Annotated in this window: 19 protein-coding genes; 4 read left to right on the top strand and 15 right to left on the bottom strand. The window is 52.3% G+C overall.

From position 1 onward, the window contains the following. Positions 1-175 precede the first annotated feature (175 nt). The gene (locus tag LG201_RS08360; RefSeq protein WP_226771698.1) at positions 176-2,374 is read left to right on the top strand and encodes a TonB-dependent receptor; all 2,199 of its coding nucleotides are present in this window, start codon (positions 176-178) and stop codon (positions 2,372-2,374) included. Positions 2,375-2,494: 120 nt separating this feature from the next. Here the strand turns inward: LG201_RS08360 and LG201_RS08365 are convergent, their stop codons facing one another. The 9 genes from LG201_RS08365 to LG201_RS08405 all read right to left on the bottom strand — a co-directional run bounded on the left by LG201_RS08365 (position 2,495) and on the right by LG201_RS08405 (position 13,164). After that, positions 2,495-3,328: a TorF family putative porin gene (locus tag LG201_RS08365; protein ID WP_226771699.1), complete on the bottom strand. Its 834-nt coding sequence runs from the start codon at positions 3,326-3,328 to the stop codon at positions 2,495-2,497. Positions 3,329-3,740: 412 nt separating this feature from the next. Then, positions 3,741-5,075 carry an FMN-binding glutamate synthase family protein gene (locus LG201_RS08370; RefSeq protein WP_226771700.1) on the bottom strand — a complete coding sequence of 445 codons (1,335 nt, stop codon included), beginning with the start codon at positions 5,073-5,075 and terminating at the stop codon, positions 3,741-3,743. Positions 5,076-5,077: 2 nt separating this feature from the next. Next, entirely contained in the window at positions 5,078-5,770 is a 693-nt protein-coding gene (locus tag LG201_RS08375; RefSeq protein WP_226771701.1) for a GltB/FmdC/FwdC-like GXGXG domain-containing protein, read from the bottom strand. After that, the gene (locus LG201_RS08380; protein ID WP_226771702.1) at positions 5,758-6,654 is read right to left on the bottom strand and encodes a class II glutamine amidotransferase; all 897 of its coding nucleotides are present in this window, start codon (positions 6,652-6,654) and stop codon (positions 5,758-5,760) included. The genes LG201_RS08375 and LG201_RS08380 overlap by 13 nt, the downstream gene beginning before the upstream one ends. Positions 6,655-6,678: 24 nt before the next feature. After that, a complete protein-coding gene (gene glnT, locus LG201_RS08385) occupies positions 6,679-8,058 on the bottom strand; it encodes a type III glutamate--ammonia ligase (RefSeq protein ID WP_226771703.1) in 1,380 nt (459 codons plus the stop codon). 29 nt (positions 8,059-8,087) lie between these two features. Beyond that, complete coding sequence (locus LG201_RS08390) at positions 8,088-8,753, bottom strand: sarcosine oxidase subunit gamma family protein (protein WP_226771704.1); 666 nt, start codon at positions 8,751-8,753, stop codon at positions 8,088-8,090. Between the two features lie 8 nt (positions 8,754-8,761). Further along, positions 8,762-11,653, bottom strand: coding sequence for a 2Fe-2S iron-sulfur cluster-binding protein (locus LG201_RS08395; protein WP_226771705.1), 2,892 nt, complete (start codon positions 11,651-11,653; stop codon positions 8,762-8,764). Continuing rightward, entirely contained in the window at positions 11,650-11,910 is a 261-nt protein-coding gene (locus tag LG201_RS08400; protein WP_226771706.1) for a sarcosine oxidase subunit delta, read from the bottom strand. Before LG201_RS08400 ends, LG201_RS08395 begins: the two co-directional genes overlap by 4 nt. A 12-nt stretch (positions 11,911-11,922) precedes the next feature. Next, positions 11,923-13,164, bottom strand: a complete 1,242-nt coding sequence (locus LG201_RS08405; RefSeq protein ID WP_226771707.1) for an FAD-dependent oxidoreductase — start codon at positions 13,162-13,164, stop codon at positions 11,923-11,925. Positions 13,165-13,729: 565 nt separating this feature from the next. Between LG201_RS08405 and LG201_RS08410 the strand changes: the two genes are divergently transcribed. Both LG201_RS08410 and LG201_RS08415 read left to right on the top strand, forming a co-directional pair. Then, positions 13,730-14,203, top strand: coding sequence for a hypothetical protein (locus LG201_RS08410; RefSeq protein WP_226771708.1), 474 nt, complete (start codon positions 13,730-13,732; stop codon positions 14,201-14,203). A gap of 158 nt (positions 14,204-14,361) precedes the next feature. Next, positions 14,362-15,021 carry a MarC family NAAT transporter gene (locus LG201_RS08415; protein WP_226771709.1) on the top strand — a complete coding sequence of 220 codons (660 nt, stop codon included), beginning with the start codon at positions 14,362-14,364 and terminating at the stop codon, positions 15,019-15,021. Positions 15,022-15,125: 104 nt separating this feature from the next. On the opposite strand, the gene LG201_RS08420 is transcribed toward LG201_RS08415, so the two are convergent. The 3 genes from LG201_RS08420 to LG201_RS08430 all read right to left on the bottom strand — a co-directional run bounded on the left by LG201_RS08420 (position 15,126) and on the right by LG201_RS08430 (position 19,439). Next, the gene (locus LG201_RS08420; RefSeq protein WP_226771949.1) at positions 15,126-16,781 is read right to left on the bottom strand and encodes an APC family permease; all 1,656 of its coding nucleotides are present in this window, start codon (positions 16,779-16,781) and stop codon (positions 15,126-15,128) included. A gap of 164 nt (positions 16,782-16,945) precedes the next feature. Next, positions 16,946-17,593 carry a two-component system response regulator NarL gene (gene narL, locus LG201_RS08425; RefSeq protein WP_226771710.1) on the bottom strand — a complete coding sequence of 216 codons (648 nt, stop codon included), beginning with the start codon at positions 17,591-17,593 and terminating at the stop codon, positions 16,946-16,948. A 70-nt stretch (positions 17,594-17,663) separates the two neighbouring features. Then, positions 17,664-19,439, bottom strand: a complete 1,776-nt coding sequence (locus LG201_RS08430) for a histidine kinase (protein ID WP_226771711.1) — start codon at positions 19,437-19,439, stop codon at positions 17,664-17,666. A gap of 70 nt (positions 19,440-19,509) precedes the next feature. Here LG201_RS08430 and LG201_RS08435 point away from each other — a divergent pair, with 70 nt between their 5' ends. Further along, the gene (locus tag LG201_RS08435; protein WP_226771712.1) at positions 19,510-20,892 is read left to right on the top strand and encodes a PAS domain-containing protein; all 1,383 of its coding nucleotides are present in this window, start codon (positions 19,510-19,512) and stop codon (positions 20,890-20,892) included. Positions 20,893-20,954: 62 nt separating this feature from the next. Here the strand turns inward: LG201_RS08435 and LG201_RS08440 are convergent, their stop codons facing one another. Genes LG201_RS08440 through LG201_RS08450 form a run of 3 tightly spaced genes read right to left on the bottom strand, consistent with a single transcriptional unit; the run spans position 20,955 to position 23,553 of the window. After that, complete coding sequence (locus tag LG201_RS08440; protein ID WP_226771713.1) at positions 20,955-21,998, bottom strand: heme-dependent oxidative N-demethylase family protein; 1,044 nt, start codon at positions 21,996-21,998, stop codon at positions 20,955-20,957. A gap of 8 nt (positions 21,999-22,006) precedes the next feature. Beyond that, positions 22,007-22,960: a PDR/VanB family oxidoreductase gene (locus LG201_RS08445; RefSeq protein WP_226771714.1), complete on the bottom strand. Its 954-nt coding sequence runs from the start codon at positions 22,958-22,960 to the stop codon at positions 22,007-22,009. Beyond that, complete coding sequence (locus tag LG201_RS08450; RefSeq protein ID WP_226771715.1) at positions 22,957-23,553, bottom strand: dimethylamine monooxygenase subunit DmmA family protein; 597 nt, start codon at positions 23,551-23,553, stop codon at positions 22,957-22,959. The genes LG201_RS08445 and LG201_RS08450 overlap by 4 nt, the downstream gene beginning before the upstream one ends. Between the last annotated feature and the right edge of the window lies 1 nt (position 23,554).

The raw sequence follows: 23,554 nt of genomic DNA on the forward strand, positions 1-23,554 counted from the left end.
TCAATAAGTGACATTGCTCCTCCAATAGCCCCCAATCAACACTGACGCTTCATCGCCCTTCTTTACTTAAATTGCTTGGCACGAATGTGACTGCGGCAATTTGTCACATTATCTTTCATGGCAGATATTGATATGGTTCGGAACTTTGATCAATCCGTACCGATTCAACATCCTCATGACAAAACAACAATCTATTCTCATCAGCACTATTATCGCGGGGCTTTTTTCATCTTCTGTTCAAATTGCGTATGCAGAAGAAGCGCTAAATCAGGCCTCACAGACAACAGACGATATCAAGAAACTGGACACCATTACTGTCAAGACTTCCTCTATCAAAGACCAGAAAGGCCTGAATATTGATAAGCCCTCAGAAGCTGGCTCACGGCTGGGGCTGACGATTCGGGAAAACCCCGCGTCTGTGGCCGTTGCTGATCGGCAGAAAATGGAGGAGATTGGCGCACGTACTTTCCAGGACGCCGCCAATAGCCTGCCTGGTGTCAATGCATCCGCACCTCCTGGCTCGGGTGGGTTTGTTGCATATCGCGGCTTTAGCGGCGCACAGGTTAATCAGCTGTTCAATGGCATCAGCCTGCAATATACCAGTGCTAACCGCCCCGTTGACGCCTGGGTGTTTGACCGCGTTGAGCTGGTTGGTGGGCCATCTTCGTTCCTCTATGGCAGTGGTTCTGTTGGCGGCAGCCTGAACTATGTGACCAAGCTCGCCACACGTGATGCGGAAATCAGGGAGGCACGCCTCAGTTATGGTCGCTATGACACGATGGAAGCGGCTTTTGGCATCAACCATGCATTGAATGACAATAACTGGGTTCGTCTCGATTTCAGCCACAATAGCAGCAATGGCTATATTGATCGCCAGGAGCGCGAGGCGAACAGCCTTGCACTGTCATGGCTTGCGGACATTACGCCCAACTTGTCCCATACCTTGGCGTTGGAACATCACGAGGAACAGGAAGACAGCCCTTACTGGGGTACGCCAACCTTGAACCCAAAAAACGGCAAGCTGAAAATCGACACATCCAACCGTTTTGAGAATTACAACGTCAGAGATGGTCGCTATGAACAACGCTTAACCTGGCTCCGATCTATCACCGAATACAAGTTCAATGATCAGACCTCAATACGTAATACCTTCTACCACTACACTGGTCAACGCGACTATCGCAACCTGGAGGTATACAACTATAACGCCAGCAATACCGCTATCTCGCGTTCAGCTGGCTATCTGCAACGGCATAATCAGGAGCTAAACGGGAATCGTATCGAAATCCTGCACAAGGGAGAATTGTTTGGCTTGAAAAGCGACTGGTCTTTTGGCACTGACTATAACGTGAACCAGCAAACCGTATTCCCCACCTCGGTTAACAGTGTATTTGATGTTGTTTCTCCCGGCAATTTCGAGCCAGACCATTTCACGGATATTCCAGGCATGAGCAATGGCCTGCAAAAAGGCCGCAGCACCAAGACCAAGACGCTATCTGCCTTCCTTGAAAACCGTCAGTTTCTGAGCCAACGCCTGTCATTGGTGACCGGGATGCGCTATGACCATATCGACTTTCATTTTGACAATACCCCAGGGGTCGCCCCTACCGATATCAATCGTAGCTGGAATACCCTCACCGGACGTGCAGGCGTTGTATTTGATGTGACGGATGATGCCAATATTTACGCACAATACAGCACCTCGGCGGAGCCACCTGGTGGCACGCTGACCAGTGCCAACGTGGCTCAAATCAACAACAACTTCAAGCTGTCCACTGGCTATCAAGTAGAGGTGGGCAGCAAGCTGAATTACCTGGATGGGCGAGGCACTGCCACCATTGCGACATACAAGATAGTCCGTAGAGACTTCCCCGTGACTGACCCACAAAACCCAAACAGCACCATTTTGGCTGGTCAGCAGACTTCCAGGGGAATTGAGCTTTCCAGCTCGCTGCAAATCACTCCCAGGCTGAGAGCTGAAGGCAATATTGCATGGGTAAATGCAGAATATGATGACTTTACTGAAAGGGTTGGAACAGTCTCTGTATCAAGAAAAGGCAAGTCGCCGACCAATACGCCAGACCAAGTGGTCAACCTGAGATTTAACTACGACATCACCCCTGACTGGCAAGCTGGCATTGGCGCGCGCTATGTGGATTCAGTGTATGCCAACACTGCCAATACGCAGTGGGTGCCTGCATATGCCTTATTTGATGTGCATACCAAGTATCGGGTGACCAAGAATGCCGACCTGACTGCGCGTATCCGCAACCTCACGGATGAAACCTACGCACGCTACATTCAATCCAGCAATTCGCTCTACTATGTCGGCGAACCGCGCAGCCTGGAAGTGGCCTTGCATATCCGCTTCTGATCTACATCAGCCACATGGTCGCAGCTTTATCAGCCTGAGATAAAAAGTCCTGCTGGCTGCATTGCCCAAAAGATATCCCTGTGGAACACGCGCTTTCACAGGGATATCTGTATCTACTTTCTAAAACGTACGCCTGATGTAGGCAAAGAATTTGTTATCGCCAGTTTTATATCCGGCGCTGGTCACATACCAGTCATCATTGGCATCTGTAGCAATATAACTCATGCCTGCATTCCAGCCTTCTGAGTTGGCAATGGCAAAGTCCTTGTTCACACCCACAGAAATATCGGTGTAATCCGCTACCGAGTAATTCCTCACCGATTGATGTCCCACATGCAGCAGCACATTGAGTCCATAGAATGGCAATGGTGCATCATAGTTTAGCTCGATGTAGTTGCTGCCCCTGGAGTCCCCTGTGCCTGTCGTATGATTACCAATCTGAGTGTTCCCGTAAGATTGGGTATTGACGCCAAACCAATCTGTCAGGGCATAGGAATACTTGATCGCAAAATCCTTATAGTTCAGTGCAACATTCACTTCTGTCACATTGGCTGACTGATTGGCGATCTTTTCGTTATCAGGATAATAAAACTGCAGGAAACCAGGGGTAATGGTCAGGTCCTCGGTAACAGGGAAACTGAAACCACCGTAGATATCCACCTCAAGTGTGTTGCCGTAGATGGCGTCCTTGTGCACATTGGTGCCACCAATCCCCAGAAACAAGCCACTGTCATGTGAGTAATCCACAAAAGCCTGGATAGCGCCCCGCCCGCGGGCATAAGAAATACCGCGGAACAGGTAATCACTATAAAACCCGAAATTGGTACTGATATGGTGGGGTGACTCTGGTTCCAATGTTGCCTTTAAATCAGTATCACCCTCTGCTGCCGATGCCGAAATGGAAAGAAAACCAGCCAAACCACAGGCCAGCATGTTCAAACGTTTGGATTGCATTGTGACTCCCCTTGGTAGCAATAAAAAAAACAGTAGCTACGACAATAAAGAATCACGCTGTCACTTTAAATTATCTTGAAGGAGTATCTCGAAGGAAGTACTCACTATGGTGTAATCATTTATTAATACTGGATTTAATCATGATAATTTTGGTAATAGCCATAAAAAAGAAGGAGTGCCCTCCAGTCCATATAGGACTGGAGGGCACTCCTTTACTATGCTCCATGAGGGCCAATGGAGCAGGCATCGCTAAATAACAGCCTCTCCATTTTGCCGGTGGAGTCCGTTTTTCTCCATTCCCATTAAGCACTACTTCTTTGTAAGTAGTGCTTGAGCCACTGAACGTAAAAAGGCCGGAGTTCTGCTGCTTGTAAGCATAGCTCCGGCCTTCTCAGGCACCAGATGAATCAATCTAGAACTGGGTGACTCCTGGAATCCAGTTAGTGCCCGCCAATGGCACCTTGGCCATGGCAGATGCTTCCAGCGTCAAGGCCACCAGGTCTTCTGGCTCCAGGTTGTGTAGGTGAGATTTGCCACAAGCACGGGCTATCACTTGCGCCTCCATGGTCAGGACCGACAGATAATTCGCCAGGCGACGACCAGCCTTGACCGGGTCAACCCGTTTCATCAGCTCAGGATCCTGGGTAGTAATCCCTGCAGGGTCTTTTCCTTCATGCCAATCATCATATGCACCGGCAGTGGTGCCCAGCTTGTTGTACTCGGCTTCAAGGTGCGGGTCATTGTCACCCAGTGCAATCAGCGCAGCGGTACCAATGGCGACCGCATCTGCACCCAGGGCTAGCGCCTTGGCGACATCTGCACCGTTCCTGATACCACCGGACACGATCAATTGCACCTTGCGATGCATGCCCAGATCCTGCAAGGCTTGCACGGCTGGACGAATAGCAGCCAGGATCGGGATGCCCACATGCTCAATGAACACTTCCTGCGTGGCAGCGGTACCGCCCTGCATGCCATCCAGCACCACCACGTCCGCACCGGCTTTGACCGCCAGCGCCACGTCGAAGTAAGGACGGGTAGCACCCACCTTGACGTAGATAGGCTTCTCCCAATCGGTGATTTCACGGATTTCGGCAATCTTGATTTCAAGATCATCAGGGCCGGTCCAGTCTGGGTGACGGCAGGCAGAACGCTGGTCTACGCCCTTGGGCAAACAACGCATCTTGGCCACGCGATCACTGATCTTCTGCCCCAGCAACATACCACCACCGCCTGGCTTGGCACCCTGGCCGATCACCACTTCAATCGCATCGGCCTTGCGCAGATCATCTGGGTTCATGCCATAGCGTGATGGCAAATACTGGTAAACAAGGATGGAGGATTGCCCACGCTCTTCCGGGGTCATACCGCCATCCCCCGTGGTGGTACTGGTGCCAACGGCACTTGCACCACGGCCCAAGGCTTCCTTGGCCGGTCCTGACAGCGCACCGAAGCTCATGCCGGCAATGGTCACCGGGGTTTTCAGGTGAATGGGCTTCTTGGCAAACCGGTTGCCCAGGATCACATCCGTGCCGCATTTCTCACGATAGCCTTCCAGTGGGTAGCGACTGATGGATGCACCGAGAAACAGGAGGTCGTCAAAGTGCGGCAACTTGCGCTTGGCACCTGCGCCACGAATATCATAAATACCGGTAGCAGCCGCACGGCGGATTTCCGCCGCGGTGTTCTTGTCGAAAGTGGCCGAGTAACGTGGCTCGGTTTGCGGGATTTTTGGGGCGTCGCTCATGATTAATAATCTCCTGCGTTATCGACGTGGAAGTTGTATAGCTTGCGAGCAGAACCCAGCAGAGTGAAGCTGTCAGGGTCTGCATCCTGGTGGCCAGACTCAGCCAGCAGGTTCACCAAAATCTGGCGAGACTCGGCATCCATGGGTTTTTCCTCACAATCAGCCCCCAGGCTCTGGATGCTGCCGCGCACAAAGATACGGGCTTCATACAAGGAGTCGCCCAGTGCTTCCCCAGCATCGCCCAGGATGACCAGGTTGCCAGCTTGTGCCATAAAAGCGGAGAAGCTGCCGACAGAACCACCCACCACAATGTTGACGCCCTTCATGGAAATCCCGCAACGCAAGCCAGCATCGCCATCGATGACGAGCAAACCACCATTGGCAGTGGCACCTGCCGCATTGGAGGCAAAGCCTTTCACATGGACACGGCCGGACATCATGTTCTCAGCCACGCCGGTGCCAGCACTGCCTTCAATCACGACATTGGCGAGTTGATTCATGCCCGCAGCGTAATAACCGGCATGGCCCTGGATCGTGACATTGACGTCAGACTTGAGTCCCACGGCAATATTGTGCGATCCATTCGGATTGGCCACTGTGACCGTCTTGCCATTGAGTTCAGCAGCATCGCTGTGCAGGTATTGATTGACCTCGCGCAGGGTGTGCTGGTCCAGATCAAACGTTATAGTTTCCATACGTACATCTCCTTTGGTGCAGGCTCAAATACCTTTGCGTTCTTGATATCAGGCAGGTGTGCCAGGGAACGGAACTCGGAAGCAATCGCCACGTAATCATCATGCTCGGCCACAATGGCTGGCTTGCAGGCAAATGGATCCCGCACCAGCGCAAGCTGATCCTTGGTACCCATCAGCAGGGTATAAAACCCATCCAGCTCGTCAAAGCCATGTTCCAGGGCTGTCTTCAGGTCATCGCCCTCACGCATGCGCCATTGCAGAAAGCGGCAGGCAGCCTCGGTATCATTGTCGGTCTCAAACGTAATACCCTCATACTCAAGCTTGCGACGGATGCTATGCGCGTTGGACAGGGAACCGTTATGTACCAGGCACCAGTCTTCACCTGCAGTAAACGGGTGGGCATGGGATGGTGTGATGGCAGATTCAGTTGCCATGCGGGTATGGCCTACCAGGTGGCTACCGGAGAGCTTGGAGAAATCATATCGACTCGCTACCTGCGCTGGCGTGCCAGTGTCCTTGTAGATGTCCATCAATTGACCGACAGATAACAGATGCACCTGTGGATATGCTGACAGCAGCCATGCCTTGACCTGTTCCGGGCTGACAGAGGTGGTGATCACCGCGTGATTCACCTTCACTTCAATCTCGGCCTTGGTCTTGAGTGTGCTGTTGAGGTCTGCCCCGAATTTTTTCCAGTCAAAGCTGAGGTCAGCTGAATACAGGCTGAATTTGCGAGCCTCGTCATCCACCGGCGCCCCAAAAATGGCAAGGCCAGCCGAATCAGGCCCGCGCTCGGTCATGCCTATCAGCATAGGCAGCATCAACTCGCCAATATTGGCACGCATTTTCTGGTTCTTGACCAGTAATCCAACGATTCCACACATGATGTTCTCCTTCAGAATCCAAATTTAGAAAAACTCTATGTATCGATTGATTTCCCAATCCGATACATGTCGTTGATAGTCGATCCACTCAGAGCGCTTGAGCTTGATGAACTCCTCGGTAAGGGAGTTACCCAAGGCATCGCGTAACACCTGGTTAGCTTCAAGCTGATCCAGGGACTCATTGAGGTTTTGTGGAAGAATGCCTATGCCTTGCTGCTTCATTTCGGCAAAGGACAGGTCAAACAGGTTAATGGAGTGACCAGCGCCAGGATTGAGCTCTCGCTTTACGCCATCCAGGCCAGCGGCAATCACGGCAGCCGTCGTCAAATAAGGGTTACAGCTACCATCAGGCAAACGCAACTCCAGGCGACCATAAGGAATGCGCACCATGGTGGAGCGATTGTTGTTCCCATATGAGATATAGGCCGGAGCCCAGGTAGAGCCTGTCAGGGACTGGCTGACTACCAGGCGCTTGTAAGAGTTGACCGTTGGGGCCGCCAGCGCAGTCAGTGCTGGCGCATGGTGCAGGATGCCGCCCAGGAAGTGATACGCCAGTTGGGACAGTCCATGGCCGGTCTTGTCTGAGTCATCATGGAACAGGCTTTTTTTGCCATCGCCTATGGACATGTGCATATGCATGCCGTTGCCAGGGCGATTGCCAAAGGGCTTGGGCATGAATGAGCAGATCATTCCAAGTTCATTGGCAATATGGCTGGCCGCCATCTTGAACAGGATGTAGTCATCCGCGCTACGCAGGCAGTCTGCATAGGTGTAGTTGATCTCGAACTGGCCGTTGGCATCCTCATGGTCTATCTGGTAAACATCAAGGCCAGCCGCAATCAGGGACTCGGTCAGGCGCTCGAGGAATTCAGACTGTCGCGTCATGCCCTTATAGTCATAACAAGGCTTTTGCAGGATATCACTGTCATCACAGGGATGAATGCCACCCTTCTCGTCTTTCTTCAGCAAGGAGAACTCTGGCTCCAAGCCGGTAAACAGCGTCCATCCATTGGCACTCAGGCGATCTATCTGCTTTTTCAGCACCACGCGTGAGTCATATTCATACGGCTTGTCTTCCACATGCCCATCACAAATGATGCGTGCATAACCGGCTTGCCAGGGAATCAGGCTGAGCGTGGATAAATCCCCCACGGCCATGTAGTCAGGGCCATTGGGCAGAATACCCATCCCCCAGATCGCACCACCAGCAAAACCAGCGCCACCTTTCAGGATGGATCCCAAATGAGCGGCAGGTACTGACTTCACCTTGGCCACACCATGAATGTCCACAAACTGCGCCAGCACGTATTTGACATTATTTTGCGCCAGGAACTGCTCAGCTTGAGCCAGTTCCTGGACAGGAGTGCTTGGTTGATATGTGAACTTTCCATCTACTGTTTTCATATAACTCTCCGAGTCCGATCAATTCATTTTTAGAGACTGAAGTAGTTGCCTACTCCAATGGGTCCGCCACTGTGTTCGCTAGCGATGCCTGCCATGAATTCCCACAAATATGGACCATACGAACTATCACACCACACCCTGTAGCGGGCCTCCCCCTCCAGGTCCTGGTGTATCAGGACTACACTTACCCCGGCAAATTGAGTCATGATGACTTCTTGTGTGCCCAGGGCAGCGCGAGTTAAATCAATTGAACATACTTCTACCAACAACTCCTGTACCGCACTGCCGCTCAATACCAACGACGCTTCAACATGAGGTACCAGGTATACACCTGCCCGCTTTGCATCTGCTTTAAGTAGCTTTTCGCAAAGATTGCCGTCCGGCGCATCCTCAATCAGGAATTCACTGCCACCCAGCCTCAACACCAGGTTGCCATCTGCGTCAGCCACCCAGCTGTTGGACTGCGTCGGAATGTCCACACCCTGGTCTTGCAACCATTGCGCGGCATGACGCCCCTTGACTCCAAACTTGCCGAGAAAACTGGCGTCAGCAATTCCCAATAATTCTTTTCTGATTTCTTCTACATCCTTGTCCACAAACTGCGTGACCACCTGCATGCCGTTGATGACACCCCAGGAACCTAGTCCGGCTGAAAATGCATGGGCGATCGGGGTGATGAATTTGTCTGTCTGCATGGCGATGCTCACTTTTGCATTGCAATAAAATGGGAAGAAACCACGGTGGCGCTGACTAACGCCCCACTGTCAGCACGAATCTGAAATCGTGATTCCAGCGCACTATGGTCAGGTGCCACGTAGGCAAATCCAATCACGCGACCTACCGTCCTGGAATAAGCGATACTGGTCACACGGCCTTCAATCTCACCATCGCGTATCACCAGGTTGCACTCAAACGGCATCTCCCCGGCATAGCCTGCATCCAGCGCAAACGCCACCAGGATTTTCTTCAATGGCCGCTTGGCAATAATCTGCAGACTGCGCTTGCCAATGAAGTCGGGCTTGTCCAGGCTGAGGGCATGGTCAGCACCAATCTCGTAGGGGTTGGTGAGGCCGTCGGTATCAATACCCGGCATGGCATGACCCATTTCCAGCCGCAGCAAGCGTTGGGCATCAGTGCCAAAAGGCTTAAGCCCCAAGGCATGACCTGCCCCCATCACCCGCTCCCAGACAAACGCGGCCTGTGGAGTGGGGATATGCAACTCATAAGTGGTATCCGAGACAAAGACCACGCGGATCAAGCGTACTGGCACGCCAGCAATTTCAGCCTCGCATATGCTCTGGGCCGGCATTGCGCTTTCATCCAGGCTGACATTGACGAGGCCGGACAACACTTGCCGAGCCAGTGGGCCAGCGATATTGATAGCGGCATAAGAACCGGTAACATTGACCAGACCAATATCCAGTTGCCACATCTGCTGCCAGCGCTGCATTTCACGGTAAACAGCTGCAGCATTGGAAGTACCGGAAGAGAGATAGAACAAATCGTCTGCCAAGCGATGGGCCAGCCCATCGTCTATCACCACGCCGGATTCATCCAGCAACATGGTGTAGCGCGAAGAGCCAACAGGCTGGACGCTGTAACTGCCAGTGAAGAACCGTTCCAGGAACAGTGCAGCATCCGGGCCGTGTACTTCGATCTTGCCAAAGGAACTGCTATCGATAATGCCGGCCTTGGTCCTCACTGCCTCGACTTCTGCCAGCACGGTATCCGCCAGACTGAGGCCAGGCACCTGGTAATAGGCCGCACGCTTCCAGGCACCCACATCCGTAAACACTGCACCAAGCTTGTGGTTCATATCGTGCAATGGTGTCAGGCGATGTGGATGGAAACCACGACCACCGAGGTGACCTATGGGTGTGGGGTGGAAGAACGGGCGTGAAGTGGTGGTACCGATCTGCTCCACTGGCACGCCACGCACGCGGGCCAGGATACGGATGGCATTCATGTTGGAATGCTTGCCCTGGCTGGGGCCCATGCCCACCGTGGTAAAGCGCTTCATTAGCTCAATGTTGTCAAAGCCTTCCTTGGCCGCATTGATGAAATCCTTGACCTGGATATCCTCATCAAAATCGACAAAGTTCTTGCCCTTGGGATGCGGTACCACAGGGTATTCATGGCTTTGTGCGGTGTTTGAAGGGGATACAGATGACAGTTCAGGTGTACCCAGGCCAATGTGGCGCAGAGCCAGCGAAGCCGCCCGCGCACCATCCTGGACTTTCTGTTCCAGCGCATAGACCCCATTGACGCGACCAGCGGCAAAGATGCCAGCAGGCAGCTTGTTGGGCACAAACTGGTGCACACCATAGTCGTAGCGCATGGCGGTGCCAGCCTGGTACAAGAGGTTGGCCGCAGGGGCCCAGCCAGCACACATCGCCACGCCGTCGCAGTCTATCGTGACCTTGCTGCGGGTCAGCGCTTCATTAAGTTTTTCATCATATTCCGCCACGGTCACGGACTTGACGCCAGTCTTTCCTGCATTGGGCTGTACTTCATAAATACAGCTGCCGCTGATTGTCTTGACGCCACGGCGTGCAAGCTGAGCTGCCAATGGCCCATCCTTGGCATCACTGCGCAAATCCACCACGGCCGCTACCTTGATACCAGCTTCCAGCAAGTCTTGCGCCACGCGGTAGCCATAATCATTAGCGGTAAACACCACGCCATTGCTGAAAGGCTTGACGCTATAACGATGCAACAGGCGCTGGGCGGCGGAACCCAGCATGACACCGGGAATATCGTTGTTCCTGAACACAGGGGGCTGCTCAAAAGCCCCGCTGGCCATGATGACGGCATTGGCCCTGACCTTGATCATGCCATCAGCAGTCACCACAGGAATCAGGTGATCGGGGTAATAACCAGCAGCATAAGCCGCGGCAATCACCTCTACATTGGGCAGGCTTTCCACCTTGGCCAACAAGTCTTTCAGCAGGTTGGCAGCCTCTTGTGTGCCACCCCAGTCAAAGCCCAGGCTGCCGCCTATTTGCAGGTTTTCATCCACCAGCATCACGCGCAGCCCGCTCTTGCCTGCTTCATAAGCGGCAGAAAGACCGCTAGCACCGGCGCCTATCACCAGTACGTCACAGTGCCTGTGCTTCTTGCGCTTGAGGATACGGGGATAATTGAAATTGACCACACCCAGGCCTGCCGCCTTGCGGATGATGTTTTCCCAGAATGGGAACAGCTTCCTGGGGGTATGAAATGCCTTGTAATAGAAACCGACAGGCAACAACGGTGAGATGGAATCGATAAAGCGATTTTTATCCTTCTTCACTCCCCCATCGGTATTGACAGCTTCCAGCGCCATACCATTGCGAACCGGCACCACATCCCCGCGGATATTGGTATCCATGCCATCGGTCAGCATGATATTCACGTCATGATTGGCAAAGCTCAGGATGCCGCGTGGGCGGTGATACTTGAAGCTGCGGCCTATGACCTGCTCACCACTGGCCCAGAGGGCGCTGGTGATGGAATCGCCTTCAAAACCGCTGAATTCCTTGCCTTCAAAACTGAACTTGACGGCAGTGGAGCGGTTAATCCATTCACCTTTTTGTTTGGCTAAACGCGCGCTCATTTGCTGCCCTCCTGCCCTTTCAGATATGTACGCATCACCTTGTCAGTCAATGTATTGCGCTCAGCGATAAACCAGGTGCCGCTGGGCGCGTGATACCACCATTCATTCTTGATCCCAGGTGCGCCACTGCGGTTGTGCACATAGGCTGCCCACTCTGCATCGGTACAGTCTGCTGGCGGGGCAACGCGATATTCACCACCAAAGACAAATTCGCTCAAGGGACGGGTGCCGTTCACTGGACATGTCAGTAATTTCATTATTTCTATCCTCTAATGACCGACCGAGGCCGCGCCTTTTTCCCCGGTCAGCTCGTAATCCTCAAAGCGTGACAGGCGGAAAGAATGGATAAGATCTGGTGCGTGATCACGGGCAATGGTTTCTGCCATGGTCTTGCCGCTGATTGGGGTGGCCTTGAAGCCCCAGGTGCCCCAACCAGCATCCAGGTAAAACCCCTCGATTGGCGTCTTGCCCATGATGGGCGCAAAATCTGGCGTCATATCCGCCATGCCCGCCCATTGGCGCACCACCTTGATGTTGGAAAGGAAAGGGAACATGTCCAGCATGTGCGAGGTTAGGCCCTCAACAAAATCCAACGTGGATCGGGTGGAATGCACTTCATAGGGATCCAGCGAAGACCCCATTACCAGCTCGCCACGTGAAGACTGGCTGACATACACATGCAGACTGCCGGACACCAGGATGGTGTCCAGCCAGGGCTTCATCGGCTCGGTCACGCAGGCCTGCAATGGATGAATGACGATAGGCGTATCCAGGTCCACCATCTCGCAGATGCGTGGCGTGAAACCCGCTACGGCTGACAGCACCTTGCTGGTAGCGATATAGCCTTTGTTGGTGTTGACCCCCACCACCTTGCCAGCCTTGACGTCTATACCCAGTACTTCTGTGTTCTGGAAAATCTCCACCCCCAACTGGTCAGCACCACGGGCATAGCCCCAGGCCACACCATCATGACGGGCCACCGAGCCTGGCGCATGATACAAAGCGCCAAGGATGGGGGCCTGGCCACTACAGCTCATATCAAGCTGAGGACAGGCCTTGGAAATCTCGTCTGGACCAACCACATAGCTTTCAACTCCTACGTGCTTGTTGACCTCGGCACGCCAGCGCATGGTACGCATGGCAGATTCGGTATGGGCCAGCGTGAAGTGTCCGCGGGTGGAATAGAACAGGTTGAGATCCAGTTCCTCGGACAAACCCTCATAAATCTTGACGCTGGCATCGTAAAACTTCACGCCTTCAGGAGTGAGGTAATTGGAGCGAACGATGGTGGTATTGCGGCCCGTGTTACCGCCACCGATATAGCCTTTTTCCAGCACCGCCACATTGGTGATGCCATGTTCCTTGGCCAGGTAATACGCTGCTGCCAGGCCATGACCTCCGCCGCCGATAATGACTACGTCATACGACTTCTTGGGGGTTTCATGCGCCTTAAAAAACCGCGTTCCGGGATAGTCTTTACTTAACGCGTATTTAAGCAGTCTTAACGGCATTGATTTGACTCCAATGAACTGGGTAACCCAATCCAACGATTAAATTATTGATAAACTTTTTTTCTTGTTATGAAACTTATAAAACGTATTTATACCGATGCAAAAAAACAGTGTCAATCAATTTATGAAACTTTTATTCATAATAAGAAACATCAATCACAGGTCAATACCTCCAAGGGAGTAGTTGCCTGTTTTTGCACACGTTTAAATAAATAATGAAGTGCAAGCCCGCGACATGAATCGCTTTATCTTGCTAACAAGCAGGGCCTGTACCAATCATTGAGTCAAACGTGGTTTGATTCGCCGGAACGGCTAAGGAATAAAGAATAGAAGGACTGCCAATGAGCAGAGGACGCTACAAATAAGGAGAGATAGCACTCAGGTTTTGCACCAAAAAGAGGCACACAGGCAAAGCATGCGTAGATTGCACTGTGATAGATCACTCAAAGAAAACATGGATGATGAAGCCCATCATGCTTTGACCAATACGAGACGTATCCTGATAGAGGTAAAGCTTTACAACAGAGTGTCGTAAAAACTATGTTGACGCTAAAAAAATATCGGTATGAACAAACTCTCTCCTACCAGCCCTTCCTATGTTTCTGAGCTTGTATCCCAACTCAACCCCACCGCCAAACCTGCAGGGGCTAGTGCCAGTCTGTCATCCAACCGTTCCGAAGTTAAGATATCCCAGCTAGGGCAACTTCTCTCGTCCTTTGCCCCGCAACAGACCAACAAGTCTAACCCCAATCAAGATATTGATGACAGCGACCTGCCCGACCTGATCAAGACCATACTCAAGCAGATCAGGAAATTGCAGGAACAATTACGTGAGCAACAACAACGCTTGCAAGCCATCATGGCCAACCAGCATCTCTCCGCTGATGAGAGAAAAACACAACTACTAGAGGTACAGGCCGCCATCAGCACATTACACACTGGCCTGTCAGCCGCCATGAAAACCTTGCATAAAACGATGTCTGATCAAGGGCTGAGCAAAGAACAAATGGCCACCGTCGCTTCACTATTGAGTAAGTAGACATGCGGCAAGCATGCTAGGCTGGCTGCTTGCCTGGAAACATCACGCTTTATCGCGAAAACTGATAACCCAAGTCAACTTGTGAAAAATCAAGCGCCATGAAACAGCGCAACGTTTCTCATTGGATTTGGATATAGAAGAACACCAGAAAGGTCTGCATGAGCATACTGGACATACTCAAATACATTTCAATCGTGGTGGTTGGCCTGCTGCCTATCATGAACCCACTGACTACCATTCCTCTATACATGGCGCTGACCAGCCGGATGACGCCCGCCAATAAAAAACTTCAAGCCAAAAAAGCCTGTTTTTATGCGTTTTGTATCTTGAGTACATTTTTGTTGTTAGGCAACGGCATCATTGCCTTGTTTGGCATTTCAATACCGGGGATTCGCGTTGCTGGCGGCATCATCATTCTGATTCTGGCGCTGCGCATGATTTTCTCTGGAGAGGATTCATCATCCAGCGTTGATACCGAAACGACGGAAATCAAGCATGCCGATCTGGACTATTCATTTTCCCCATTGGCCATGCCTAGTTTAGCCGGGCCAGGTTCAATTGCCGTAGTGATGGGCTTTGGATCGCAAATCCCTGATGGCTCTTATATGCTCGGCTACAGCATTGTGATCATTGGCATCCTCATCACCATCAGTGTGGCCTATCTTGCACTGGCTTCAGCGCACATCATCGAGAAGTTTCTCGGCGAGCATGGCGTACAAGCCGTCACCAAAATCATGGGTTTCCTGCTGACCTGTGTGGCAGTGCAGTTCCTGGCTTCGGGAATCAGGGATTTTTATATCGAGTTTTCTACGATGTAAAAATGAGGATCAATATTTTTTATAACAACAGTGCATCCTGGATATATCAAACAGCATCAAGCCCCACTTAAATGGGGCTTGATGCTTTTATAACGCTGTCCTGACTATAACTGCTGCATGCCAATCACGATAAGAATCGCCACCGCAATCGCGATAAATGGGAGTATGCCAGCGCGTTTCTTCACACCATCTTCATCTCCAACATGCATATCTTCCACCATGGCCTTGGGGAATTTTCCTTTGTCTTGCACATAATGGCGGAACACGAATACAGGCAAGATCAGTGAGGCACAAATCACGCCCGACCACAGCGTCCCCTCACCCCAGATATTCGCCCCCAGCCCCATCAGCGCAACATTCACAAAGCTAAGTATAGTGCCCAGCACAATCAGGATTAACGGCGCCTTGTAGGGACGTACCCAATTAGGGCGATCCAGACGGTGTATCCAACCAGAGTTAAGATTGAGGAAGTTGAAGATGATGTAGCAGACATTGGACACGGCCAGTACAAAGACATAGTCCGACATCAGCAACAACCCCAGGTTGAAACAGAGATCAGTCCACATGGCACGCGTAGGTGCACCATGCTCATTGGCATGGGAAAGATACTTGGGCAGCCAGCCATCCACTGCACCTTGATACAGGGTACGTGATGATCCCGCCATGGAGGTCATGATAGACAGCAATAATGCCAGCACCAGCATGATCACAATCATATTACCGATCTGCTGCCCTCCACCCAGCATGGCCGCCAACGCACTGGCCACGCCCATACCACTATAGATATCTGGTGCCAGCATCCCGTCATAAACGGCTGGTGTAACCACGTTTCCGGCAGCATCCATCACCGCTGGCGTTACCAGGTGACCGAGGCCAAGATCCGCCTGGAAAGCAATAGGCACCAGAGTAAACACGGCAATACACAACAGGCCAGAGTAAAAAATAGCCTTGAAGGTATCCGTCTTGGGATTGCGGAACTCGCGCGTATAACAGACCGAGGTCTCAAAGGCATAGGTGGACCAGGCCGCGATGAACATACCACCAGCCATCAGCTTCCACCCTTCTATATCCCAGATACCATTCACCACATTGCCCACCTCGTCATACGCCAGTGGTGTGATCGGGAAAAAGTTAGCCGCAGTAATATCGCCGGTGAGGATCGGGACGATGCCAATCAACATGAGTGGTATCAAGGCGGCCAGGCCCAGGATCATGGTGACCTTGGAGGAGCGCAATATGCCACCGTGCTGAATACCAAAGACGCCAAGCAGGACGGCTGCGCCGAGAATAAAGGTGGCATTGATACGCAAGGTAAGGCCGGTCTTGATGAACCCAAGGTCAAACAAGGTAATTTGCCAGGTGTTGATCACCGCATCAGCCGGAAATGAGGCAATCAGGATATAGCCTGCTGCAAGGCCCGATCCTATTGCCAGCACGGGTGTCCACGCCAGCCAGTTACACCAGACCGAGATGGGGGCAATGAACTTGCTGTATCGCACCCAGGCAATGGCCCCGTAAACAGAGGCCCCGCCAGACTTATGCGGAAACATCCCGGCAATTTCGGCATAGGTAAATGCCTGGATAAAACCGAAGCTGATAGACAGCATCCAGGCCAGCCACGCGGGCTTGCCTACCGTGGAGGCAATGGCCCCGATGGAAAAAAGGACCAAGGCCGGTACCCCACTGGCAACCCAAAACGCGCCCTGCCATCCTATCTTGCGATGCAGGCTACCCCGTGCGGATTGATCAGTGACCGGCACATTGATAGCCGTGGCATCTAACGATGGTGTCGCGCTCAATTTGAAGTCTCCCGAAAATAATGAATTGGATGCGGGCAGCATCCACGTTCAGGACTCCATTGGATAACGGATGAGCTCAACGCCACAATTCCCACTACGGATTACTTCTTTATGGGTATAAGCACTTACTTCTGCCTGTGTGCCCATACGGCGGCTTCAAGCCGACTGGTAAGCCTCAACTTGCTCAGCAAATGTTTTACATGCACTTTCACTGTGGTATCGGATATCCCCAGCTTGCGCGCAATCGCCTTATTACTCAATCCATCCGCGAGGCACTGCAGGATTTCATGTTCGCGCTCTGTCAACGACACATGATCTGGCGAAAGCGGCGCAGGTTTTGTGGCTAGCTCTTGCAAAGCCTGCTTCAGGACTTCCGTCAGCCTGTCCTGGATCACGGTCATCCCACCCAGAATCTTCTTCAAACTGGCACAGAGCTGCTCCGGATCCATATCTTTGAGCAAATAGCCATCAGCGCCAGCACGCAGCGCTTCCAGCAAGTCATCCTCTGCATCTGATACCGTCAACACAACAAAGCGCGCGGGCAGATCGCCACTTTTAAACCGGCGTAAGGTTTCAAGGCCATCCACCCCTTTCATGTTGAGATCAATCAGCACGATATCTGGCGCCAGCGGGGGAGCAAGCTCAAGCCCTTCCAGCCCGGAGGATGCCTCTCCTACCACCTCGAAGGCAGGGTCAGCGCTGATCATCTGGCTCACACCCTTGCGAAACAATGCATGATCATCGATCAGGAATACCTTGAATTTATTGTCCACTCGCCCACCTTATCTATATCAATCAATTACATCATGTAACAAGCTGCATTTTGAGATTGGTATTGGCCTGCTACTGCATCAGTTTAGGGGTAAATACCAACCTCACGCGTGTGCCACCTTTTCTTCTTGAAGTCACCGCAATCTCACCTCCCAGGCTATAGGCACGATCCCGCATAATGCTTTGCCCATAATGACCATGTTCATCAGTCGCCCCGGCCATCCCTATGCCATCATCATCAATCGTTACCACCACGGTGCTACCTTGCGTGTATGCCAGCGCCACCACGACATTCTGTGCACCTGCGTGCCGGATGATATTGGAAAGTGCCTCGCGGATCACATGCAGCATATGGAACTCTTCATTCACAGTCAGCCGACAATTCACCAAGCGGTTATCCAGAGTGATGGCAACTGCTGAGCGATGGGAAAATTCATCAATGGCAGACTGAATGGCAAACCCAAGCCCGCGTACATCCATATGCATACGGAAAGTTGACAATAACTCCCGCAATTCACGATAAGCGTTATCCAACCCCTCGCGCAATTCGCTGGTGATTGAATTGGTCTCGCCTTGCTGCAATTCCTTGTGTGTTTGCAAACGGGCAATCTGGATCTTCATGAAGGAAAGTGACTGAGCCAGCGAGTCATGCAGCTCCCTTGCAATAGCAGCACGTTCTTCAAACAAGGCCAAACGGCGTGCCTGTTCCTCGCGGCTTTGTGCCCCCATCACCATGGACAGCAACTGGGCCGTAATTTCAGCCAATGTCACATCCGACTCATAAAACTCCTGGTCCAGTTTGGCCTCAAGGATCAACAGGCCGAAGCTATCCCCGGGGCAGGTAAAACTAGCAACTATGCACTCCGCACCATTGGAAAGATGAAACTTGGCAGACCTCTGGGTGGCTAGGTCACGCAATATGGCATCGGAAAAAGGCTCGGGAGCGTGTTGTGAGAACAGCATCTTCTCCCCTTGCGAATCCAGTCCACCAAGCACAAAACGGATCGCCACATTGCGCAAGTCCAGGCTGCTTTCCATGGAGTAAATGATGGTGCGGATGGTTGATTCGTTGAGCTGACTATCCTGCAAGGAAAGTACCAACCCATGGACAAAGGTTCTTGCACGCAGCAAGCGACGCAATAATTCGCTCTTGGTACGGTTGAACCACTCACTCTCCGCCCTGAAACCCTGGGTTTGCGCAGCCAGCTCATGCACCATGTTTTCCAGCAGCGAGAATTCATCCATGTTCCGCCTATCCTGCTGTCGACTTCCTTCACTGGCAGGCAGTAATGCAACCAGGTTAGCCACCCGGTCTATCAATACCTGTTTAGCCATGTAAGCGGCAGATACGAGGCAAAACAATAACAAGACCAGGCCCATTAACTGCAGCATCGCCAGCACCGTCTGCTTTTCTTCCACGTCCCGGCGCAAGGCATGAATGACCTCGTCATGGTCATCCAGTATTTTCTGCGAGAGACGGTGCACCTCTGTGGAAACCTGCCCTTGCAATGCCCGGAATGCCTGCTCATCATTATTAAGTGTAGCGACCAGTGTTGCCAGCTTGCTCGCCTGATGATCTGCATACCATCCGTACAGCGCCTGCCCACCCGCCAGGTCAGAGGCATTCCATCTGGAGGGTTGCTTGCCCAGACTTGCATTGCTGAATACCAGGCTCCATTCAAGCTTTCTCTGGCTGACCTCCTGGATTGCAGATTGACTGGCAGGTATGTAATCTAACAGGAAGAACGAGCCAACCTGCATCATCACACTCAGGATGGCAACACATGACAGCAACATGGTCAGACGCAGATATAGGGTATGCCTCAATACCCTTTCTGTAAGCAACACGATGCGCTGATGCAACCCAGCATATATATTTTTTATCGCAAGCACATTTAACCTTTATCCTGAGCCCGCCATGAGCCTATACCTGTTCAGCACCATGATACTCAGCCTGATCTTCCTGCTGGTGTTCAACAGTTGGTGGACTGCCAGTGCGCCTTTTGCCACCCACCTGACCGGCATGCTGATTGCGGGCAGCACGCTGCTATCGCTGTTGCTCATGATCGCCCTTATTCCGGTTTTGACACGCCAACGGCTCGGCAAGATACAGTCGCATTTGCATAGCCCGAACTGGGAAATGGAAGTGTCATCCCGCTTATCCTCTCCTGCGGCCGTGATAGAAGGCCATACCGTCACTTTTGCCAACAAGGCGTTCCTCAATGATCTCGGCATGGCTGGCATGTCAGACCAGATTGTCGGCATGCCACTGACCAATGTCGTCTACCCGGGCGACCACGCACGGCTGGCAGCCTTGCTGGCCAATCTTGACGCCCCTGCCAAAGAGGATACCACCCTGCGCCTGCTCTGCGTTGATGGCACAATCCTCTCGGCAAAACTCTCGCTATCCCCGATTGGGGATGCTGCCATGAGTGACAGGCTCCTGCTGCAGTTTTCACTGATTTCCAATAGCCCGACGACCGGCATCAGCTTCAATGAGCAATTCAATTACCACTTGCTGATCAACCGCATTGAGGAGGTCGTATTCCAGCTACAACGCGGCAACAAGATCACTTTTCTCAACCCCAGCTGGGAAGCGTTACTTGAATATACGGCAGAAGAATCCCTGGGAAAATCCTTCATCGACTTTGTACATCCCGAAGACAAACCACTCACCATCGCCAGGCTGGACTCCATTTCCAAAGGCAAGCGCTTGCGCTGCAATGAACAAATACGCCTGATCCGGCGTAATGGCGAATCATGCTGGGTGGAGCTGCGCGCCAAAAGCTCATCCGCCATGCCCAACGAAGGAACCAGCGTCATCGGCACCATGACCGACATCAACGAGGCACGCCAGGTTGAAGCCAGCATCAAGAGTAACCGGCACTCACTCAGCAGCCTGCTCAACAATGTGCCCTGCATGCTTTACCGACGCAAGGCTGATGCCGGACTCAACTTCGAGTTTGTCAGCGATGGCTGCGTCGATCTCACCGGCTATGATGCGCATGAATTAATTGGCAACCCTTCCCTTGTGTTCAAGAAACTCCTGCATCCCCAAGACAGGCACACCTGGGAAGCTGCACATGACAAGCTCATGCAGCAGCAACAGCTCCAGGTGGTATACCGCCTTCATTCACGCAATGGCACTTACCAATGGGTATGGGAGCATGGCACTGGCATCTATGCCAGCACTGGCGAACTGCTTGCAGTAGAGGGTTTTATCGCCACCCTGGATAGAGAAAACGGTCACATCATTAGCGGGGATATCCTGCAGAGACTCCAGATGCAAGTCGCTCATTAACGGTGATCTCACCAACAACTGGCGCATCCAGACTACCCGGCAACTACGTCTTAATCCATGCCTTAACCAGGATGGGTGCCTGCTGCAATTTCAGCGCCATCATCATGTTGTGACAGCCATGCCAGCACAGCTTCGTGATACACCTTGATCCCTTTGTATTCCAGCAGATCAGGATGCAAATCCTTTAACACGCGGTGAAACCGTTTTGCCCAGCGCGGATAAGTCGCCAGCTCCTCCAGGCTAATCAGGTAGCAGCGTATGCTGAACAGAATGGCATTGCTACGCGGCAAACGGAACATGCTTTGCAGCTCCACGCGCAAATGGGCTTTTTCACCCGCATTCTGTGGCGTGACCGTGAGCTTGTCCGGCCCCCACTCTGGGAAATGCTCTGGTGAAGTATCCAGGCGCGGGTTGATGGTCATGGTCCAGTTTAGCCTGCGTACCGGGCTGCCTTGTTGCAGGCTCATGAGAAACTTCAGTGCCCGGTCCATGATGCCCATTTTTTCCACCTGCGGCACTGGCCCATGCCACTCATGCCATGACATGCCTATATCAAATGCCAGTGACCAGTCAGCCTGGCTGGTGATAAAGCCGGCATCGGCAAACAGGGTGCCCTCGCGCTGGTCAAGCAACACAAAATCGCCCTGAACCTGCCTGCCCATGTAATCAAAAGGTTCTAGCGGCAAGGTAGAGGCATCTCCAAAGATAAAACTATCTTCTATCTCCAGAGGTCGATTACGCCAGGTCCAATGGTCGACATCCTTGGTAAGGGTAAATAGCTGCGGATAATCACGGGCGAGGCTTTCCATAGTGAGCTCGAGGAAATCCCACTGCGCATCCATCATATGTGGCAAAGCGGCATAGCGTCCCTTGTCCTGTGCCAAGGTCAGCAATTTATCCTTACATTCAGAGACATAATGCTCGTCTATATCAAACGCATGTTCAACAATGGAGCCAGGCGCACCGGGCTGATGCTGCTCGATATTGACCGAGTACATATAGTGATCTTCGGCAAACGGAAATGGAAAACGCCTGATTGCAGCAGGAGAATTACGATAGGTGTAATCGTCGCGAAAGGTTTCACGTTTATAAGCCAAATTATTCATGATTCACCTCAAAGATTGAGTTCAATAAAAGAGCACTTGGCCCTTGATACACAAGGCATGATTTTCTTGCCCGAGCCTTTTTCTGCATCAGAAAGATAATGATCGTGGTGTTCTATAACACCATCTGTCGCCAACACTTCCAGTTCACAACGCCCACATGCACCACCACGGCATAGGTAAGGAGCATCCACTCCTGCCGCTTCCATGGCCTCCAGCATGCTGACCTCTGCACCCACCTCAACAGATTTACCGGACTGCTTCAAACGTAATGTGAAAGGCTCTCCAATTGGCGGCGCCAGAAACTCCTCATGATGGACATGGGCATCTGGCCAGCCCAGTTCATATGCCGTTGAAAGCAAGGCATCCACCATGCCAGCAGGGCCACAGACATAGACATGCGTGCCCAGGGGTTGTTGGCTCAGCAGTGCCTGCAGGTCTAAAACCTGCCTCTGGCTTTGGTCATGGCAGATCAGGTTTTTGCCCAGCAATTGCTGGAGCTGGTCGATGAAACCAGCATATTGTGGTGAGCGAAAAGCGTAATGCAGCTCAAAGTCCGCACCAGTGCGCAGCAATTCATGCACCTGGGACATAAAGGGCGTAATCCCTATGCCCCCAGCCACCAGGATATGCTTGTGCCCAACCCGAGAAATGGGAAATAGGTTCACCGGCCAGGATATATCCAGCCTGCTTCCCACTTTGACCTGCTCATGCATAAACCTTGAACCGCCCCGTGATTGTTCCTGCAAGCGTACGGCAATCTGATAGTTGCGACGGTCAGCAGGTGAGCTCAACAGGGAGTAGGCATTGCGATAGGTGCGATTGTGCGCAGGCATGGACACCACCACATGGCTACCGCCGGAAAATCCAGGCAATTCCCCACCATCAGCCGCGGCAAAAGTGAAATGGCATATTCCATCTGCGACCTGCTCAATCGCAGAGACGATGACTTTGAGCGCACTCATGGATAAACCTCTTCTGCTTCCGGCACATTGCCAGGCTCTTCGGCATCTATCATCAACCCCATATAAGCCCCAAGCCTTCGCGAGAAGTGATCACGCACCAACAGGTGGCGCTGACACCCGGTACAGATCGCAATGTTGGTGGTCACTCGATGAGAGATTGTCTTGCAATGCACACAATAGACCGAGCGCGCCAGCGAGGACGCTTGCTCACGCATGACATCCCCACTCAGTACGCCATGGCTGGCTGCCAGTGTGGTTGCCTGCCAGAGAAAATACTCGTTTCCAGCCGCATATAGCCGTGTCCCCATCACCGATTGTTGGAGAATCTGTTCAAATCGATGCCACAACTCAGATTCCCGCTTGAATACGTGTAGATTTTCTCCGGCAAGCGACACTAGTGATTTGCTGTAATCAGCTTCTTGGGTGGGGTGATAGAGCACGGTGATAGGCTGATCCGGCAAACGTTGATGCAATAGCCGCACAATCGAACGCCCAGCTTCTCCGTTGGCCACCAGTACGTGAGCCTGTGCTCTATGTTGCCAGCTAAGGCTGTGATAGACCGGCTTGCTCCTGATCCAGTATCCATGCTGCATA

This window comes from Methylobacillus gramineus (assembly GCF_020532675.1).
Lineage (GTDB): Bacteria > Pseudomonadota > Gammaproteobacteria > Burkholderiales > Methylophilaceae > Methylobacillus > Methylobacillus gramineus.

Bases quoted from the DNA above. Each gene is read 5' to 3' on its own strand.
- glnT (WP_226771703.1), bottom strand. From the start codon at position 8,058: ATGAAAACAGTAGATGGAAAGTTCACATATCAACCAAGCACTCCTGTC.
- LG201_RS08415 (WP_226771709.1), top strand. From the start codon at position 14,362: ATGAGCATACTGGACATACTCAAATACATTTCAATCGTGGTGGTTGGC.
- LG201_RS08360 (WP_226771698.1), top strand. From the start codon at position 176: ATGACAAAACAACAATCTATTCTCATCAGCACTATTATCGCGGGGCTT.
- LG201_RS08435 (WP_226771712.1), top strand. From the start codon at position 19,510: ATGAGCCTATACCTGTTCAGCACCATGATACTCAGCCTGATCTTCCTG.
- LG201_RS08380 (WP_226771702.1), bottom strand. From the start codon at position 6,654: ATGTGTGGAATCGTTGGATTACTGGTCAAGAACCAGAAAATGCGTGCC.
- LG201_RS08370 (WP_226771700.1), bottom strand. From the start codon at position 5,075: ATGAGCGACGCCCCAAAAATCCCGCAAACCGAGCCACGTTACTCGGCC.
- LG201_RS08365 (WP_226771699.1), bottom strand. From the start codon at position 3,328: ATGCAATCCAAACGTTTGAACATGCTGGCCTGTGGTTTGGCTGGTTTT.
- LG201_RS08400 (WP_226771706.1), bottom strand. From the start codon at position 11,910: ATGAAATTACTGACATGTCCAGTGAACGGCACCCGTCCCTTGAGCGAA.
- LG201_RS08410 (WP_226771708.1), top strand. From the start codon at position 13,730: ATGAACAAACTCTCTCCTACCAGCCCTTCCTATGTTTCTGAGCTTGTA.
- LG201_RS08395 (WP_226771705.1), bottom strand. From the start codon at position 11,653: ATGAGCGCGCGTTTAGCCAAACAAAAAGGTGAATGGATTAACCGCTCC.
- LG201_RS08405 (WP_226771707.1), bottom strand. From the start codon at position 13,164: ATGCCGTTAAGACTGCTTAAATACGCGTTAAGTAAAGACTATCCCGGA.
- LG201_RS08440 (WP_226771713.1), bottom strand. From the start codon at position 21,998: ATGAATAATTTGGCTTATAAACGTGAAACCTTTCGCGACGATTACACC.
- LG201_RS08450 (WP_226771715.1), bottom strand. From the start codon at position 23,553: ATGCAGCATGGATACTGGATCAGGAGCAAGCCGGTCTATCACAGCCTT.
- LG201_RS08445 (WP_226771714.1), bottom strand. From the start codon at position 22,960: ATGAGTGCGCTCAAAGTCATCGTCTCTGCGATTGAGCAGGTCGCAGAT.
- LG201_RS08375 (WP_226771701.1), bottom strand. From the start codon at position 5,770: ATGGAAACTATAACGTTTGATCTGGACCAGCACACCCTGCGCGAGGTC.
- LG201_RS08390 (WP_226771704.1), bottom strand. From the start codon at position 8,753: ATGCAGACAGACAAATTCATCACCCCGATCGCCCATGCATTTTCAGCC.